The sequence below is a fragment of the Chloroflexus sp. genome, from assembly GCF_056331925.1.
The window spans coordinates 1-18,326 of record NZ_JBWGQH010000027.1 but is presented as its reverse complement, the minus strand read 5'-3'; the positions used below and the strand labels follow the sequence as shown (position 1 = coordinate 18,326).

At 54.8% G+C, this 18,326-nt stretch carries 13 protein-coding genes; 11 read left to right on the top strand and 2 right to left on the bottom strand.

The features are described 5' to 3' along the window. Positions 1-419 precede the first annotated feature (419 nt). From AC01ZF_RS13700 to murI, 10 genes are all read left to right on the top strand, one after another. Positions 420-3,497: an O-antigen ligase family protein gene (locus AC01ZF_RS13700; RefSeq protein ID WP_476575429.1), complete on the top strand. Its 3,078-nt coding sequence runs from the start codon at positions 420-422 to the stop codon at positions 3,495-3,497. A gap of 82 nt (positions 3,498-3,579) precedes the next feature. After that, positions 3,580-4,971 (top strand): DNA repair protein RadA, encoded by a 1,392-nt coding sequence (gene radA, locus AC01ZF_RS13695; protein ID WP_424677330.1) that lies wholly within the window; start codon positions 3,580-3,582, stop codon positions 4,969-4,971. 9 nt (positions 4,972-4,980) lie between these two features. Further along, on the top strand, positions 4,981-6,081 hold the full coding sequence (locus AC01ZF_RS13690; protein ID WP_424677331.1) for a PIN/TRAM domain-containing protein: 1,101 nt from the start codon (positions 4,981-4,983) through the stop codon (positions 6,079-6,081). Continuing rightward, positions 6,081-6,548 (top strand): D-aminoacyl-tRNA deacylase, encoded by a 468-nt coding sequence (gene dtd / locus AC01ZF_RS13685; RefSeq protein WP_424677332.1) that lies wholly within the window; start codon positions 6,081-6,083, stop codon positions 6,546-6,548. The genes AC01ZF_RS13690 and dtd overlap by 1 nt, the downstream gene beginning before the upstream one ends. A 46-nt stretch (positions 6,549-6,594) precedes the next feature. Next, positions 6,595-7,005, top strand: a complete 411-nt coding sequence (locus AC01ZF_RS13680; protein ID WP_424677333.1) for an anti-sigma regulatory factor — start codon at positions 6,595-6,597, stop codon at positions 7,003-7,005. Between the two features lie 9 nt (positions 7,006-7,014). Continuing rightward, positions 7,015-7,593, top strand: a complete 579-nt coding sequence (locus AC01ZF_RS13675; protein WP_424677334.1) for a SpoIIE family protein phosphatase — start codon at positions 7,015-7,017, stop codon at positions 7,591-7,593. 21 nt (positions 7,594-7,614) lie between these two features. Continuing rightward, positions 7,615-10,257 (top strand): GAF domain-containing protein, encoded by a 2,643-nt coding sequence (locus AC01ZF_RS13670; RefSeq protein WP_424677335.1) that lies wholly within the window; start codon positions 7,615-7,617, stop codon positions 10,255-10,257. An 85-nt stretch (positions 10,258-10,342) separates the two neighbouring features. After that, positions 10,343-11,095, top strand: a complete 753-nt coding sequence (locus AC01ZF_RS13665; RefSeq protein WP_424677336.1) for a gamma-glutamyl-gamma-aminobutyrate hydrolase family protein — start codon at positions 10,343-10,345, stop codon at positions 11,093-11,095. A gap of 12 nt (positions 11,096-11,107) precedes the next feature. Continuing rightward, the gene (locus tag AC01ZF_RS13660; protein ID WP_424677337.1) at positions 11,108-11,863 is read left to right on the top strand and encodes a gamma-glutamyl-gamma-aminobutyrate hydrolase family protein; all 756 of its coding nucleotides are present in this window, start codon (positions 11,108-11,110) and stop codon (positions 11,861-11,863) included. Positions 11,864-11,869: 6 nt separating this feature from the next. Further along, entirely contained in the window at positions 11,870-12,676 is an 807-nt protein-coding gene (gene murI, locus AC01ZF_RS13655) for a glutamate racemase (RefSeq protein WP_424677338.1), read from the top strand. A gap of 57 nt (positions 12,677-12,733) precedes the next feature. Here murI and AC01ZF_RS13650 read toward each other — a convergent pair whose 3' ends face one another. Both AC01ZF_RS13650 and AC01ZF_RS13645 read right to left on the bottom strand, forming a co-directional pair. Beyond that, on the bottom strand, positions 12,734-14,701 hold the full coding sequence (locus AC01ZF_RS13650; protein ID WP_476575428.1) for a VanW family protein: 1,968 nt from the start codon (positions 14,699-14,701) through the stop codon (positions 12,734-12,736). Positions 14,702-14,859: 158 nt separating this feature from the next. Continuing rightward, positions 14,860-17,442: a GAF domain-containing protein gene (locus AC01ZF_RS13645; protein ID WP_476575427.1), complete on the bottom strand. Its 2,583-nt coding sequence runs from the start codon at positions 17,440-17,442 to the stop codon at positions 14,860-14,862. Between the two features lie 134 nt (positions 17,443-17,576). Between AC01ZF_RS13645 and AC01ZF_RS13640 the strand changes: the two genes are divergently transcribed. Continuing rightward, entirely contained in the window at positions 17,577-18,140 is a 564-nt protein-coding gene (locus AC01ZF_RS13640) for a disulfide bond formation protein B (RefSeq protein ID WP_424677341.1), read from the top strand. Positions 18,141-18,326 lie beyond the last annotated feature (186 nt).

Sequence of the window (18,326 nt, the reverse complement as noted above, 5' to 3'; positions counted from 1 at the left end):
TCTGTCACTGCTTCGGTTGGGCAGCATCCAGCAGGGCTGGCACCGCCCAACCGAAGCAATCTCCCTCTTCAGCACAACGCCTCGCAACAGAGGTTGAGGGATGAAAAAAAACATGTAGCCGAGCACAACCATTGATTGATCGCTGTGCGATGCCGCAACGCCCGGCGCTACGCTCCCCTCTTTCGCGCCAGTAGGAGAGAAGCCGGGAGTGAAGGCAAAACGACGCTTTCCAAAGCCATCAACCACATCTGCGCTCATACGTTCTGTTTACCCTTGAAGGTCATCGCAAGGGTAGGGCCACCCCGCGCAGTGGCGCGCCCCGCCCCTGAAGCAATCTCCCCCTTCAGCGAAAACGATGCCTTTCAGCAATAGCGTCCCGCCTTGACACCGCTCCGCTCGCCGTCTATACTCTCTGCGCTATGCGTACTGCACTGACCCGCTTTAGCTGGCTTGCTCTTCTCAATGCGCTGCTTGTCGCTGTGCTCGGCGTTGCCGTCTGGGTTGACAATGCCTCCTTGCGCGGTGTCGCCGAACGTTCGCCTATCGCGGCCCCCTTCCCATACAGCAACGGCCCCACCCTCGGTGTCAATCTGTTCAACCTTCATCTCGAACCCGATCCCGCCACTATTGACCGAACCTTCGCCTTTGCCCGCGATCTCGGTGCACGCTATGCCCGTATGCAGGTACCGTGGGATGACATCGAGATTCACGGCCGCGGTGATTTTACCGACCACCGTAACGCGGCGACGATCGGTGTGGTGTCGAGTTGGGCGAAGTATGACCGGATCGTTGCTTCGGCGGTGGCCCACGATATCGAGTTGATTATGCGCGTCGACCGGCCTCCCCTGTGGGCTTGCGCCGCTGCATGCTCGACCCCGGAATTTCAGGCCGGCCTGGCCATCGATGGCAACTCGATGGCTCCACCCGATGATCTGGCCGATTATGCCCGCTTTCTCGCCATCCTCGTTGAGCGTTATCGCGGACAAGTACGCTATTTTCAGATTTGGAATGAGCCGAATCTCAAGAATGAATGGGGTTGGCAAACACCCAAACCTGCCGATTTTCTCGCGCTGCTCCGCCTTGCTTACGAAGCAGTGAAGACGGCTAACCCCGATGCAGTCGTGATCTTCCCCGGTCTAGCTCCCACCGATGGCCTTGATCCGCGGGCGCCAATGACCGAGTTGGAGTACCTCGATGAAATCTATCGGCTTGGCGGCGAAGCCTATTTCGATATTATGGCTGCACAGAATTATGGCCTCGGCCAACCACCGAGTGAACATCGCTACGTCTTTTTGCGCGGACGCGACAATTGGCGCTGGGATCGTCCCATCGATACCCGCAACGATGTCAGCCGGGTAGTGCTGCTGCGCGAGGTGATGGAGCGCCACGGCGATCTGGCAACACCGGTTTGGGTCACCGAGTTTGGTTATAACGCTGCGCCGGATCGAATACCGCCTGAGCGTCGCTTTGTCTGGGGACCGCCGGTGGATGAAGCGACTAAGGGCGCCTATCTCACAGCCCAAATCGAGCGCGCCCGCCGCGAGTGGCCGTGGATGGGGGTGATGAATGTCTGGATGTTGCGCTACGGCGGCTATGCCGAGCCGCATCCTGATGATCCCACCCCGTACTTTGCGCTGGTGAGCCGCGATTGGCAGCCCTTGCCTTCGTATGCCATTCTGCGCGATTATGTCAAATCTCCCGCGGTTGCTGCCGTTGGCGTGCATCGCTGGGATCACCCCGCTGTGACGAGCACTGCTGATGGCTGGCAGGTGCGATTTGCCGGCACCGACATCGAGTTGCGTGGCGGCGCGCCGGCAGCGGCATTGCTCGATGGTGCACCGGTAGAACTAGCGGGGAACGCGCTGCGCGGTTTACCCGATGCGGTGCATACCCTCGAACTGCGTGGCGGTATGCCGCCAACCGAGTTTGTCGTGGTGCGGAGCTTGCCATGGCGTCCGCTTGCCGATTACGGGCCGTTGGTGCTAATTGTGGCTTTAGCGGCGACTGCTGCGCTGACAATGCGCACGGCCTTGCACGTGCTCGATCATCTGCTGATGCGTTGGCAAACGCTCCCTGCCCATTGGCGCGAATGGATCATCTTTCTCGCCCAAGGTCTCACCCTCGCAGTGGCCTATCGCGCTTCGGCACAACTCCCGCTCACGATGCTTGGTCTCCTACCGTTTATCGGTTTAGCTATTGCCTATCCTGCACTTACCGTGCGTTGGGTAGCTATAACGGTGCCACTCTACTTTTTGCCGAAAGGTCTGTTTGACGCCAGATTTGGCATTCGTGAGAGCGGCATCTATCTGCCACTCCACGAAGTAGTCTTGCTCATTGCCGCCATTGCGACGGTGGTACGCGACCGGTCACATCTCCTGTACCTTAATCCTACCATCCTCCGCTCGCGAACCACCCTCATCGCACTCACACCTGCGTTGCTCGTCTTGCTCGCCGGCGTATGGGGTGTGCTGATTGCCGAAGCACGCGGCCCCGCTCTGCGTGAGCTGCGCTGGATGATCGTCGAACCGCTGCTGTTTGCTGTCCTCCTCTGGTGGCACGAACGGCAAGGTCGCGCCGTTATTACGCCAACTCTTATCGGCTGGATCGCTGCCGGCGCCATCTCGGCACTGGTAGCGCTTGCTCAAGCCGGCGGGATCAATCTTGTACCGTTGTTCGGTGTCAAAATCGGGTATAGCGAAGACCTGATTGCCACCGAAGGTGTGATACGCGCCACCGGTTTCTACGGTCATCCCAACAACCTCGGTCTGGCGATGGGTCGGGTCTGGCCGTTAGCGGCAGCACTGGCGTGGGCTGCATGGCAGCGGCAACGACGTTGGTTGGCAATGGTGTTGGCATCCTGCGCAATCCTTAGCCTCGCTGCCCTTGGCGTTTCATTTTCCCGTGGGGCATATCTCGGCGCAATCGTCGCCGGCGGGGTACTACTCTTTTTCGCCACACCCCCGCGCTATCGTCGCCTGTCGCTGATCACCGGTGGCGTCGTCATCGTTCTCGCAGCCGGAGCTGGCCTTACCATTGGTATCGAACGGCTTAGTCTCATGACCGGTAGCAGCACTATTCGCCTCGCCACATGGCGTGCTGCGTTCGCAATGTTGGTCGATCATCCGCTGGGGATAGGACTCGATCAGTTTCTCGTTGTCTATCCTCGTTACATCGATCCGACCCTGACGAATACCAACGAGATCTACACTCCCCATCCGCACAATCTGATCCTCGATCTCCTCTTGCGAGGCGGCCCCCTGCTGCTCATCGGGTTAGGCTGGGCTACGTGGTGTATGATCCGTACCGCAGTTCGCTACCCTACCCTACCACTCGCTATTGGGATTACCGCAACAATGACCGGGGCACTCGTGCATGGATCGGTCGATGCGTTCTATTTCTGGCCTGATTTGGCGATGAGCTTCTGGCTCCTCGCAATGAGTAGCCGAATCGGGCTAAGTTCATTAGCGCTTGCTCAATCATCGCCGGCTCAAACATAATGTACCAAGACCGTTCCGCCACCGGAAGCCCCCATTACCTGGACATGCCATCGGTGAGCAAGCGCGGTGGTATAATGAATATATGGCAAAAATACGTACTATCTTCGTCTGTCAACAGTGTGGTGCTCAGCAGAGTCGCTGGATGGGCAGATGCCCAGAATGCGGTGCATGGGATAGTTTGGTTGAGCAATTGATCGCTCCTGCGCGCGCAACCGGTACCGGTCGCCCGACTGTTCTCGGCCAGAACCAACCCACGCGCCTACGCGATATTCCACTGGCCGATTTTCAACGATTACCTGTTTACGCTGAAGAGTTCGCCCGCGTCCTCGGTGGTGGGTTAGTTCCCGGTTCAGTCGTCTTAATCGGTGGTGATCCCGGTGTTGGAAAATCGACGTTACTCGGCCAAGTGGCCGCCCATTTTGCCGCCAGTGTTGGCCCGGCCCTGTACGTCAGCGCCGAAGAGTCGGCTCAACAGATCCGTATGCGGGCCGAACGCCTTGGTCTTACCGCTGATGACCTCTTCGTATTGGCCGAAACATCGCTTGATTTGATTATCGAGCACATCCGTACCTTGCGCCCACGTCTGGTGATCGTCGACTCGATCCAGACCATCTACCTGCCCGAATTGACAAGCGCTGCCGGCAGTGTCTCGCAAGTCCGCGAAGGTGCGCTGCGCCTTATGCAACTGGCGAAAGAGACGGCGATTCCGATAGTGCTAGTCGGTCATGTTACTAAAGAAGGGGCAATTGCCGGCCCGCGCGTACTGGAGCATATTGTCGACGTCGTGCTCTACCTCGAAGGTGATCGATTTCACCAATTTCGTCTCTTGCGCGGCGTGAAGAATCGCTTCGGGAGCACCAACGAGGTTGGAGTGTTTGAAATGGCCGGTGATGGGTTGCGCGAAGTACGCAACCCATCACAAGTCTTTCTTGCCGAACGCAATACCCACAGTCCCGGCTCCACCGTCGCCGTGACCCTCGAAGGGACTCGCCCATTGCTGGTTGAAGTGCAGGCCCTCACTTCTCATACAGCCAATTCCCAACCTCGCCGCACGACCAATGGCTTTGATCTGAATCGGTTGCTGATGCTGACCGCCGTGTTGATGAAGCGGGTTGGCTTACCACTGTTTAATCAAGACCTGTACGTCAATATTGTCGGTGGACTACGGATTAGTGAACCGGCTGCCGATCTCGCCGTGGCATTGGCAATTGCCTCTTCATACCGCAATCAGCGCATCGATCCCGACGTGGTCTGTCTTGGTGAAGTTGGGCTATCGGGAGAATTGCGTAGCGTGAGCCAGATCGATCGTCGCCTCAGCGAAGCGGCCAAACTCGGCTTCCGCCACGCAGTGGTACCGTCCCATACGACGCTCGAAACACCCCCCGGCTTGACAATCACGCTGGTGCGCTCGCTGACTGAAGCCGTTGAACTCCTCACCCGCAAACCTAATGCATCGCAGACTGAAACCGATTAAGGGTGAGCCATGCGACTGAGTCTCGACTTTATCGTGCGTTGGCTCGGCTTCGGCTGGATGGCCTATCTCGGTTTTTTGCTAGGCCGTACTCTTTCAGGCCCCAATCCGAATGCAGAGCAGGTTTGGGCAACGGCACTCCTCACGATCGCCGGTGGTTCGATTGGCCTCATTCTCACCCAGCGCTTAATTATCAATCCGCTTCGCTCACTTTTTCGCCAAGCCCGCACGGTGCCACTCAGCGACGTTATATTGGTGATCATGGGGTGTATGTTCGGTCTATTCGCCGGCGTCTTTGCAACTGTTCCATTATCTACATTGCCCGCACCTTACGGTAACGTTTTACCCACTATCGTTACTGCGATCTTTGTCTACTTTGGTGCATCGATTTTGTATTTGCGTAAACGTGACCTGATGGAGTTGATCGCTCTCTTCCGTCAACAACGCGCGGCTTCCACTCCACTAGCGAAACCTTCGCCTGAAGCGGTATCGCCGATAGCGCCAGAAACACCTCAACGTCGGTACTTGCTCGATACGAGCGCAATCATTGACGGTCGCATCGCTGCTGTCGCCCGTACCGGATTTTTAGAGGGAATGTTCTTGGTGCCTTCGTTTGTTCTTACCGAACTTCAGATATTGGCCGACTCGAACGACGATCTCCGCCGCCAAAAGGGACGTCGTGGGCTTGAGTTGCTTAATCAGATGCAGCAATCGTCACCTCTGCCTATCGAGATTATCAACCACGATCTACCCGATGCCCTGCGGGTTGACGACAAACTGATCGAATTGGCGCGCCAATATCACTGCCCGATTATCACCAACGATTACAATCTCAATCGGGTCGCCGGTCTGCAAGGGATAACTGTCCTGAATATGAATCAGTTGAGTGATGCCCTCCGCCCACCGGTTATGCAAGACCAACGACTGCACGTGCTGATTCGCAACGAAGGTAATACGCGCCAGCAAGGGGTTGGTTATCTCGATGATGGTACCCCGGTGATCGTAGAAAATGCCCGTCATCTGATCGGGCAAACGATTGAAGTGATTGTGACCCGCATTCACCAAACCCAGACCGGTCGCCTGGTGTTTGCCGTCCCAGTTGAGGAGGAATAATGCGTGCCGTCATTCAGCGCGTCACTGAAGCATCGGTGACGGTAGCCGGTCAAGTTGTCGGAGCGATTGGCCCCGGTCTCCTGATTCTATTAGGTGTCAACCAGACCGATACGCGCGACGATGTTGCGCTCCTTGCCGAAAAAATTGCCCATCTTCGTATTTTTAGCGATGAAGAAGGCAAATTTAATCTCTCGCTGCTCGATACCGGTGGCGCTGCACTGGTCGTGTCACAGTTTACCCTCTATGCCGACACCCGCAAGGGCCGCCGTCCGAGTTTTACCGCTGCTGCTCGACCCGAAATCGCTGCCCCTCTGGTCGATGCGTTCACCACAGCGCTACGTACATACGGCATCCCGGTTGCTACCGGCGTCTTTGGTGCTATGATGCAGGTTGCCCTCGTCAACGATGGCCCGGTCACGATCGTGATGGATAGTGCCGAATTACGCTTACCACGTCGGGTAAAGTAGTTGTATGGTTACACCCCCTTTCTCCAATTCCGGTATAATGAAGGGTATGGAATCGATAACGTTTCGCGTTCAGCGTGAAGCAGATATCTATGTTGCGCTGAGTGCCGGTCGCCGACTCGCTAACGAACTACAATTTAGTGAGACCGACCGTACTCGGATCGAAATCTGCATTCTCGAACTGGCGCACAATCTGATTCGTCACGCCGGTGGCGGGGAGATCACGCTTGCCCAGGTTCATCGTGATCCCGCCAAGATCGGGCTGGCCGTAGAGTCACGCGATACCGGTCCCGGTATCCCCGATGTCGAGCTGGCCTTGCGTGATGGCTTTAGCACAACCAACTCGCTCGGTGCAGGCTTGCCCGGAGTACGCCGGTTGATGGATGATTTTTATATTGATTCGACACCCGGCGTTGGAACAACGGTCCGGGCGGTGAAATGGCGAACAAGCCACCGTTGATGAGGCAGTATGACGATTACATGGGGAGCGGCGCTGCGCCCAAAACTAGGCCAGCATGTGAGCGGTGACGCCTATCTTGTCTTACCATACGATACCGATCAGGTGCTTGTGTCGGTGATCGACGGGTTGGGTGGTGGTGAAGCGGCTGCCGACGCAGCCCGCCGTGCAGTCACCGTATTAGAGAGCCATCCAAACCTTGATCTAAATGACTTGATGCAACGTGTCGATCGCGCCCTCTCCGGTAGCCGTGGTGCGGTGATGGCGCTGCTGAGACTCGACGACCGTAACCGCACGGCAGAATTCGTCGGTGTCGGTAATATCGGCGTCCACGTGCATAGCAACCTCGTGATTAAACCGATCTCGAAAAATGGCATTGTTGGTTATCGTTTACCCCAACTCCTACGGCTCACGTACACCTACAATTCGGGAGACATTTTCGTTTTATACAGTGATGGCATCACCAGTCGGTTTGTTACCGAACCGCTACCCGATCTACACCAACCGCCACAGCAGATTGCTGAAGAAATCCTGACCCGCTTCGGCAAAGAGAACGATGACGCAACCGTTGTGGTGGTACGCTGTGAATAACGGAAGCCTCCTGGCGCACATATGAAACACGTCTTAAGCCACTGGTTACAAATGCAGCAGAACAATCTGTTGCAATGGTGGTCTCATCTACACGATGTCACGACAGGTTCAGTGGCGATTCTGTCCTACCTTGATCCTCAACGGTTTGCTAGTGCGCTCACTGCTGCGGCGAATGGCGATGACCAATCGCTCCGTGCGTTGTTCAGCGAGTTGATCGCCGATCAAAGCGATGCTGATTTGCCCACGCTTGTGCGCCATCTCAATCAGTTGCATCGGATTGCACGCACAGCCCTGCTGCACGATAATGCCGATCCGGCTACGATCGATTCGCTCGCCCAGTTGTTTGAGCACGCACTTGTAATCCTGGCCGAGGTGTGGTCGGAACACACGAACCAATTGATCCATGAGCGCGAATTTATTGCCGCTAGTCTCGATGCTGCCTCAGCCGCCGCCGACCATCGTGCCCTGCAACTCAAGGCGCTGAACGATATTTCACAACGTCTTTCGGCAACGCTCGACCATGATGCATTGATCGAGATCGTGATCGATAGCCTACACCGCCTCACCGATGCTTATCACGTTGCCCTTTGGCTGACCGATAGCGACCGGCGGTTCCGAGTAGTTGCCTGTCGTGGGAGCACCGAAGGGCCTTCAATCGGGTATGTCTTACCGGAGACCAACCCGGTGATCCAGGCTGCATTTACCGGTACGTCCGGCATGTTTTGGCCGACTGCACCAACCGATCCCAGCCATCAATGGCTTTTAGCCGGATGTAGCGTGCTGGTGATTCCAATGACCGGTGGCGAAGGGGTGATCGGTGCAGTGACCCTGCAAGAGCGGCATAATCCGCTCGATCTACGCTTTATGCAGGATTTGGCGCAGAGCATCGCCAGCCAAGCTGCAATTGCATTGCAGAATGCCGATTTGTACCATACGATCCGGACCCTCAACGCCGAACTTGAGCAGCGCGTTACCGAACGAACACGCGAATTGGAGGAGGAGAAAGATCGCCTCGCGACCCTCCACGCGATTGCCTCTGAAGTAAATCGCTCGCTTGATCTTGACCTTATTTTGAATAATTCGCTCGAAATGCTGGCACATATTGTGCAAGCTGAACATGCCTCGATCTTACTCACCGAGGAGGAATCACCGAGCTTGCTGGCAACACGGGCTATTTTGGGACGGAAAGTCACCCCGGATAATACGGTTCGTTTTGCAATTGGACAGGGAATTGCCGGCTGGGCCGCTCAACACGGGCAGACGGTGTTGGTGAACGATGTGCAACAAGACGATCGGTGGGTAACGATACCCGGTAGTAACCGCAAGCGTGAAGGCTCGATGATCGCGGTCCCACTCTTCGTGCAGGGTGAGGTGCTCGGTGTGATGACCCTCTCCCATTCGCGCCCCAACTTTTTTCACGAAGGGCACGTGCGGTTGCTCAACGCCTGCGCCGGTACCATCGCGATTGGGATCAACAACGCGAAGCTGTACCGGATGATTATCGATGAGTCGAACCGGCGCTCTGAATTGCTCGAACGTCAACAGCGTGAGACGAGCCAGATTACGGCCATCCTGCAAAGCCTGCTCGATGGTGTACTGGTATGCGACATCAACGGTAGTATCCTCAGTGTGAATCAGGCAGCCGGTCGCATTTTGCACCGTCCGATGGAAGAACTCCTGCTCTGGAATATGCACGATCTGATTCAGCATTGCCTCAGCACCCACGCCGCGGACTTGCCGCTCGAGGAACTCTTTCGTCGGCCGTTGACCACCGATGGCACACCGCGCACCTTTTCGACGACTACGACAATTGGGAATGCGACGATCAATGTTTCACTGAGTCCGGTGCTCAACGAAAATGACCGTACCCTCGGTGCGTTGCTGGTACTGCGTGATATTACCCGCGAGGTCGAGGCCGACCGGATGAAAAATGAGTTTATCGGCACGATGTCGCACGAACTACGTACCCCAATGACAGCCATCAAAGGGTTTACCCAGTTGTTGGCGATGGGTGGTCTTGGTCAGTTGAATGACACCCAACGCGAGTTTGTGAATACGATTTACAATAATACCGAGCGCATGATCAACCTTATCAACGATGTGCTCGAAATTACCAAGATCGAGTCGGGTAGTATTCACCTCGAATGGCGCTCACTCCATCTTGCCGAGGCGCTAAGTGGTGTGATTGCCGAATTACAATCGCACATTAGCCAACGCCAGCATCAATTGACTATTTCGATTCCGCCCGGTTTACCACTCATCCGGGCCGACGCAATGCGCTTACACCAAATCCTCTATCACGTGCTACTCAATGCCGTAAAGTACACTCCTGCCGGTGGCAAAATCACCATTGCCGTCCGCGAAATTCTGAATGTTGATTTTCCTGAACCGGTGCGCAGTACCCTGAATACGAATCACCGCTATTTGTTGCTCAGTATCAGTGATACCGGTGTGGGGATTCGCCCTGAAGATCTCCCGCGCATTTTCGACCGCTTCTTCCGCGCCGAAAACCCGCTTAAAGTAGAAGCCGGTGGAACGGGTCTCGGTCTGTCGATTGTTAAACCACTGGTGCAGTTGCTCGGTGGGCACATCTGGGTTGAGAGTACAGTTGGTCAAGGGAGTACCTTCTCTATTGCGCTCCCGGTTGCTGCCGAACGGGCTTAATCAACCTCTCGACCGATGATTCACAAGCGTCTTGTGTTATAATGCGCACTCATAATAACGAATCGCTACGATGGAGGAAGCGCGCATGACGCCTCTGATTGGAATATCGTGCGGTACTTTCCACGACCGCGACTGGTGCCCACCTTCTTATGGTCACCGCAAAACCTACGTTGATGCTGTGCTGCGCGCCGGTGGCGTACCATTACTCATCCCACCACTGCTCGACGCAACTGCGCTGCGCACCATTTACGACCGTCTGGATGGGTTGCTCCTCGCCGGTGGTGGCGATATATCGCCTAATCACTACGGTGACCAACCTCACGAGCGACTAGGTGTGATCGATCTGCCTCGTGATATGGCCGAATTGCGCCTTGCACGCTGGGCCACCGCCGATCATAAACCGTTGCTCGGTATCTGTCGTGGTGTCCAGTTGATTAATGTCGCACTCGGCGGCTCGCTCTATCAGGATATTCCTTCGCAAATCGGATCAACCATCGACCATAACGAGTCGTATGCGCGCGAGGATTGGACGTTTCTGGCCCATACAATGACCATCGCTCCCGATGCCCGCCTCGCCTGCTTCTTGGGGACAACCGACCTGATGATCAATTCGCTCCACCACCAGGCAGTCCGCCGCGTGGCCCCCGGACTACGCGCCGTCGCGTGGGCGCCAGATGGCGTGATTGAAGCCCTTGAAAGCGAAGATACTCGGTTTATTGTCGGTGTGCAATGCCATCCTGAAGCCCTCCAAGCTGAGACCGATCCACGTTGGCAGGGCCTCTTTGCGGCTTTCGTTGAAAGTTGCCGTGATATGCACCGCCAAAGCCGAGCAGCCTGAACAGATAACCAAATGATGATACACTCACAACGTCCCCTCATCGGTATCACGCTCATGTCGAGCAGTGTAGGCGCTGATGACCGCGAGTTGCAGGCAGTACGTCCTACGTACTTGCGTGTCCTTGAAGCAGCCGGCGCCGTTCCACTGATTATCTACCTTACCGATGACCTCGACGTAATCCGATTCCTGTATGATCGCTGCGCCGGTATTCTGTTGCCCGGCGGCGATGATGTCGATCCGGCCTATTACGGTGAAGAACCACATCCGCACCTCGGCACAGTTGATCGACAACGCGATACGGTTGAGTTGGCGCTCGCACGCTGGGCCACTACTGACGGTAAACCGCTGCTCGGTATTTGCCGTGGCTTGCAAGTGATTAATGTTGCACTCGGTGGCTCACTCTACCAGGATATTCCTTCTCAGGTCGCTACCACACTCGATCATCGCGCCAATACCCGTACTCGTGCCTGGACCGAACTCACCCATCCGTTGACTATCGTCCCCGACTCACGCTTGGCAACCATCTTGACCACCGAACACATTGGCTGTAATACGATGCACCATCAGGCGGTCAAGACTCTCGCTCCCGGTTTGCGCCCCGTCGCTTATGCCCCTGATGGAATTATTGAGGCATTTGAGACGACCGACGATCATTACTTGTTGGCCGTTCAGTGTCACCCTGAACATCTCTGGGATACTAGTGAACCGCGCTGGCGCGCCCTCTTTACCGATTTTGTTGCTGCGTGCCGACAATGGCAGCGAGCTTGATGTCGTATGATTGGCATTTTCGATTCCGGTCTCGGTGGACTAACGGTAACACGGGCTATCCGTGAACGATTGCCAACCACCGATCTCCTCTATCTGGCCGATAGCGCCTATTGCCCGTATGGTCCACGTCCGGTTGAGGAGATACGTGCGCGTACTCTTGCCTGTGGACAATGGCTGGTCGAACAGGGTTCACAGATCGTGGTGGTCGCTTGTAATACAGCGACGGCCGCCGCGATTGAAGTGTTGCGCAGTACGTTGCCGGTGCCGGTAGTAGGGATGGAACCGGGCGTCAAACCAGCGGTCGCTGCTACGCGCCGCGGCAAAGTGGCGGTAATGGCGACCAGCGGTACTTTAGCCAGCGACCGCTTTCGTGCGCTGGTCAATGCCTATGCCGCTGAGGTCGAAGTCTATGCGCTGGCTTGCCCTGATTTAGTCGAGCAGGTTGAGGCCGGTGCAGTTGCTGATGAATACACTAAAACGCTCATCGCTAACCACCTTGCCGCTGCCACTGATGCAGATGTGATCGTGTTGGGATGTACCCATTTCCCCCCACTGACCCAACTTATTAGAGCGTGCGCCGGTCCAGAGGTAACGATTATCGATACCGGACCGGCCGTTGCTGCCCAAACTGCTCGCATCGCCGAACGAATTGGGCTTCCCCACGGTGAGGGAACGCTACGCTGCTTCACGACCGGTGATCCGGAAGCAATTGCGGAAGCGCTCGTTCATGTATGGGGTGAACCGCTCTCCTTAACCGCAGTGCAGATTGAGTCTGGTTCGACCGCACCGTCGCTTGTCACCCTGTTGAGATAACCGTATCAAAAGTAATCAGTTGGGGCAACCATCTTGATGATTGCCCCAACTGGCGTTTTACTCGGTTACGCTTGGTGCCGGCTCAACCGGTGGCTGTTCTGGCGGTGGTAACTCTTCAGGTGGTGGGGTTGGTGTCGGCAACGGTTTGCCATCTGGCCCTAGATCCGCCGGATTGTACTCAAAGATATTCGGCCACGGTTTAAATCGCGTCACAAACTGGCGACGCTCGATTTCCTTGCCATCGGGGCCGAGCACAATTCGCGTAAAGAGAATATCCATACCACCGCGAGCTGTATCACTTTGCCGTGGTTGACCGACCGGCCGATTCGGTGACGCAACGTAGACCGGTTCTTCCGGTGGTGGCGTGCGATTGGTGATAATCGGACCTTCTAGCAACACCTTTCGGCCTGTGTCCGGGCCATACAATCGCACCTCAGCCAAATGCCGGTGCGTATCTACGAGCGTCTGGATCAAAATCCATCCGCCGGTATCGTTGAGAAACTTCAGATCGGGGCCACCGGTAAAAATGGTTGCATCCATACCCGGCCCATCGCCATAGGGTCCAAACGCATAGCGATCGTACCAACTTATGTAAAATGAGTGCCCCCACCGTTCGGTAATCGGTAAACCGGCCCAAAATGCCGCCCGAAACATGGTGGTGCTATCTTGACAAATCCCGCCACCCCACTCCAATTGGGTACGATTTTGGATAATCGCGTACCCTTCGACAAAACCGTTTGAACTATCGATCCGACCAACTGTCTGATTGAACGAGAATTCTTCACCCGGGGCAATTAACACACCATGCAATAAGCGCATCCCGGCCTGAATATTAGTAACGCGATAGGCCGCCGAACCGGTAAAATCACTGCGACCAACACCGATCAAGGTGGTAATCCCCAACTGATCGAGATTCGCAGCGGTAATCGGCGGTGCGATCTCACGGAATGCCACAGTGACCGTGCGCTGTTCGGCCGGTTTTGTCAGGGCGTCCAACACGGCGGCAAACACTTGCTCTTCATCGATCCGTCGTCCTGGTTTCCCCTCTTGAAAGATCTCTAAACGCCCATCGTTCCAGTTCAACCGAGGATACGTACCTTTTACTTCAGTAGCATCACCGATCTCACGGATTTTGGCCCGTACTAGTTCGTGATCGATACCCACCACCAGTCGATCACCGGCCGGATCGGGAATGCGCTCAACTCGCACCATCCGCGCCAACTCATCAAGTGACCACACAAATGGCCGACCATCGATGAGCAGCGTGATCGGCCCGGCCAGCAACGCTGCAATGCGATCTTGAGCTACAATCGCCGCATCGTCACGCAATGCCGGTTCTAACGTGCGCGTGCGCAACGCTATCGTATCGGGATTGAGATCTTGGAGAGCAGCTACTATCTCGTGGAGTGTGTCATTAACCAACACTTGCCGACCGACGGCACTTGGCTCCACCCGCACCGTTGTCCCGTGCAGCACGAGTCGCGCATCCACCGCCGGACGTTCAACCTCGGCAACCCGCTCGAGTAGGTAGCGTTGGAGGGCATCTTGGTCGATGGAGAGATGTAAAGGTAACTCCAGTCCACGCTGCCACACTGCACCGATCTGCTGTAGATTGGTGAACAGATCGTGACCACGACCAACGGCAACGGCTTTGTCAACCGCCTCATCAATCGCTAGTTCGGCACCCAACTCGGCAAGTGTCGGTGTCCATGTACGACCACTGTAGGTCAACATGACCGGCTGGGCCAAGAACGGTGCAAAATGAGCTTCAATTTTTGCCCGAGCTTCTTCACGGGTGAGACTTCCAACGGGTACACCATGCACGGTAACATTCGGGAGGATGCGACCGGCATAGTTGCGTTCAAAGTACAGCATCCCACCGATGACACCCCCCCCACTCAAAAGGGCTATCAAGAGCAACCATTTTACAATCTGCCATGCGCTGTGCTGCGCCCGTTTGAACGCACGCCGTGATGATACCGGTGGTTGAACTGCTTGATCTGGCCAGTCCACAGCATCGGGCATCGCTGATGCCAAAACTTCTTTTGAACCGTGTTCGTGTGCTGGATTGAAAGGCTGCTGGACCGACACCCAAACCTCCTCCCCTACCATCTTTCTTTTGTCTGACACTTTACTATACCGTTGCCACCAAGACATGTCAATAAACGTCATCTGATAAATTGCTAGCATCTCTGTTTTCTCAATAACTCGGCCCGGATCTCGATCAATCGCTGCACCACCGACCATAACTCCTGTGCCCGAAACGGCTTTTGTAACGTTGCAGCCACCGAGACCTCACCAATACTCGCTGCATCCACCGGATACCCACTGATCAATGCTAAGGGGATGCATGGGTTGCGTTCGGCAATCTGACGACAAACTTCATAACCACTGATGTCGGCGAGCGTAATATCAACTAAAGCACACGCAATTGCCTGCCCTTGTGTCACGAGTTGCAGCGCTTCACTGCCATTGACCACCGCCTGCACACGATACCCGGCATGACGCAACAGCCGTTCGATGAGTGAGCGAACATCGTTGTTATCGTCAACTACCAAGACGCACGGTGGCTCGCTACTAGCAACAGGTATCGGTAGCACCCCTTGTGCGGTGCGTGACTGCCAAGGTGGGAACAACACGGTGAACGTACTCCCTTCTCCGGGTCGGCTCTTGACTTCAATCGCACCGCCATGCTGGCGAACAATATTCAGGACACTCGGTAATCCCAATCCATGCCCACGCACTTTTGTAGTAAAAAATGGTTCAAAAATCCGCTGCCGCAGTGCTGGATTAATTCCACACCCGTTATCGTGTACTGCCATTGTCACATACTCACCAGAAGTGAGCTGGTGGGGAGAGATGAAATTGGTGAATTCACTTACCCCTATCTCTCGCAAGGCTGTCTGTATGCAAATGTCACCGTTACGCTCCGGTAATACATCAACTGCATTCATAACGAGATTCAACAGCACTTGTCGAATCTGTACCGGGTCGGCCCGAATTGGTGGCAAGGCCGGATCGAGATCGAGCCGTATCACAGCGGGACGGTTCAGCATAGTTTGCAAGACCGGTATCGCTTCCTCAATCAACCGGTTCAGATCAAGTTGCTGTAATTCAACTGGATCGGCAGCCGCAAACCGTAACAATTGCTGCACTAATTCGCCGGCTTGCTGCGTTGCCGTAAGGAGATTTTGCAAATAGTGATCGGCTGAATTCGGTACTGCCGCGGTATCTTTAAGAAGATGAGCATTACCTTGAATCACACTGAGAAGATTGTTAAAATCGTGTGCGATCCCACCCGCCATTATCGCCAAGCTCTCTAACCGCTCAAGGTCTTGCAAACGGCGCTCATACCGCAGCAACTCCTCTGTCATCTCCCGCTGCTCGGTCAAGTCTTGGCAGACCAGTAACAATTCGGCAAGTTCACCGTTCAACTGTCGTCGACATGTCACCGTCCACTTCAAATAACGTTCGCCATCTGCCGTGCAAAAGGTTGTTTCAAACGATTGAGTACTCTCACCCTGCTTAACTTCACGCACCAACGCTACAAACAGCGGTCGTTCGGCTTCCGACAAGAGGGTTGTTACAAAATCGGCTCCGATCATTTCACTGCGCATGCGCCCAAAGAGCTGTTCCGCCATACGATTGAATTCGGTGATGTGCAACTGCGGATTGAGGCAAATGATCGCGTTACCGGCCAGTTCGATCAGAGAGCGAAACCGCTCAAACGTTTCTATCATGCGGGCAAACAACATCGTATTGATCAGAGCTATGCTAATCTGATCGGCCAGTAATGAGAGCAAAAAGAAGTCTTCGTTATCAAGTGCAGGATTGCCGAGTGACTCGACAATAATCACACCGACAGGCTTCGCCTCACCGTGGCGCAACGGTACCACAATACATTGGGTTGTTCCCGGACACATCTCAATAAAATCAGGGTCACCCGTTGCATCACGCACAAACTCAGCTTGACCGGTGCGCATTACTCGCCCGGCTACCCCTTCATGCAACTGGATGACCGGCAATACCTGATCGTAACCGACCACCGCTTGCAGCCGTAATACACCGTCTTGGAGCAGGTAAATACTTACCAGATGATACCCAAAGGTACCGTGCAACTGCTGGACGACTAACTGGCAGAGCTTTTCGGTATGCAATACTGAATTGACTAAACCGGCAACCCGTTGCACGAGCAACAATTGGTCGAGACGACGCTGCATTGAGCGATAGAGGAAGAGATTCTCTACGGCCAGTGCTAGCCGTTTAGCTATCTCAGTAGCTAAGATGAGATCATCTTGCGTAAAGTGCCGCTGCGAGGGGGCGGTAATGAGCAAAACCAATACTCCTACCACCCGATCTCGTACCCATATCGGCAGGGTCAACAATTGGCGAGGCTTGATTTGTCGTACAAGCTCGCGGTAAGCTGGCGAAAAATTCGGATTCTCACTATAATCGTCCGGGAGATCGAGCAGCAAAAGCGGTTGTCCGGTAGTCAATACCTGTACCGGCGGCGAGTACGTCTCTTGAAGAACTGCCTCTTGGATAAGTCGAGCAGCTAACGCCTGCTTGCTTGGATCGGCACAGACTACGGCAACGCGACGCGGTTGGTGGTGTTCATCACGGATGATGATAATGCACCAATCACCTAACAAGGGGACAAGACGACGGGCAATCTGTTGAAACGCCTCAGACCGACTTAACGAGACGAGCAATGAGCCGATATCGGCGAGTAAACGAGCCTGAGTTGCGTTCCATCGTTCTCGCATCATTCAACCGTAACATGTACATTATATGCCCGATAGGAGTAAGTATACTCTTTATTCGTTATCACTTCAATCATTCAGCTATTGTTTGATGATACAATGTTGATAGGATGAAAAGTAGTTTGTGGAGTTCAGTGATGAATCGCGCTCAATCCTTAGAGTCGGCAATAACGACTGCTCCGGCTGGCATACTCGACTGGCTTACTTTCAGTTGTCGCCATATCGCGCTCCTGGCAGCAATGATTGCGACCGCAGGTAGTTTGTTTTTTAGTGAAGTGTTGCGCTGGATTCCATGTGAATTGTGCTGGTATCAGCGGATTCTGATGTATCCGCTGACGGTTATTCTTTTTGTTGGGATTTGGCGTGACGACCGTAAGGTCTATCTCTATGTATTGCCGTTGGCCCTCGGTGGGATTGCGGTTTCGCTCTACCATTACCTGATGGTGATGTTGATCATTCCGCCAGCCCCTTGCGCCGGTGCGGTACCGTGTGCTTTCGATTATATTAATATTCCCGGTGTCTTGAGTTTTCTCAAGATTCCATTTTTGGCTCTCGTTGCTTTCATGATTATCAGTGTGATGATGGCTAATCTGGCCCTCGCCGATCTACCCCCTGCGCATGGGCGTGCGGCCCGTATCGCCGCTGTGGCGATTGTAATGGTGACGAGTGCTGTCTTTGTTGGGTTAGGCATGATGATCTAACATTTTGCACACTGTTTCAGAACTCGCTTGTCATTCTATGAATGACAAGCGGTTTTTTTATTATTTACCATAAAATTCCTACCCGTCATACGACCCCATTGTCATTTCGAGGGCGCGCCAGCGCCCGAGAAATCTGTGTGTGGGGAAGAATGACGAAGATTTCTCGCTACGCTCGAACTGACAAAG

Bases quoted from the DNA above. Each gene is read 5' to 3' on its own strand.
- AC01ZF_RS13700 (WP_476575429.1), top strand. From the start codon at position 420: ATGCGTACTGCACTGACCCGCTTTAGCTGGCTTGCTCTTCTCAATGCG.
- radA (WP_424677330.1), top strand. From the start codon at position 3,580: ATGGCAAAAATACGTACTATCTTCGTCTGTCAACAGTGTGGTGCTCAG.
- AC01ZF_RS13690 (WP_424677331.1), top strand. From the start codon at position 4,981: ATGCGACTGAGTCTCGACTTTATCGTGCGTTGGCTCGGCTTCGGCTGG.
- dtd (WP_424677332.1), top strand. From the start codon at position 6,081: ATGCGTGCCGTCATTCAGCGCGTCACTGAAGCATCGGTGACGGTAGCC.
- AC01ZF_RS13680 (WP_424677333.1), top strand. From the start codon at position 6,595: ATGGAATCGATAACGTTTCGCGTTCAGCGTGAAGCAGATATCTATGTT.
- AC01ZF_RS13675 (WP_424677334.1), top strand. From the start codon at position 7,015: ATGACGATTACATGGGGAGCGGCGCTGCGCCCAAAACTAGGCCAGCAT.
- AC01ZF_RS13670 (WP_424677335.1), top strand. From the start codon at position 7,615: ATGAAACACGTCTTAAGCCACTGGTTACAAATGCAGCAGAACAATCTG.
- AC01ZF_RS13665 (WP_424677336.1), top strand. From the start codon at position 10,343: ATGACGCCTCTGATTGGAATATCGTGCGGTACTTTCCACGACCGCGAC.
- AC01ZF_RS13660 (WP_424677337.1), top strand. From the start codon at position 11,108: ATGATGATACACTCACAACGTCCCCTCATCGGTATCACGCTCATGTCG.
- murI (WP_424677338.1), top strand. From the start codon at position 11,870: ATGATTGGCATTTTCGATTCCGGTCTCGGTGGACTAACGGTAACACGG.
- AC01ZF_RS13650 (WP_476575428.1), bottom strand. From the start codon at position 14,701: ATGCCCGATGCTGTGGACTGGCCAGATCAAGCAGTTCAACCACCGGTA.
- AC01ZF_RS13645 (WP_476575427.1), bottom strand. From the start codon at position 17,442: ATGCGAGAACGATGGAACGCAACTCAGGCTCGTTTACTCGCCGATATC.
- AC01ZF_RS13640 (WP_424677341.1), top strand. From the start codon at position 17,577: ATGAATCGCGCTCAATCCTTAGAGTCGGCAATAACGACTGCTCCGGCT.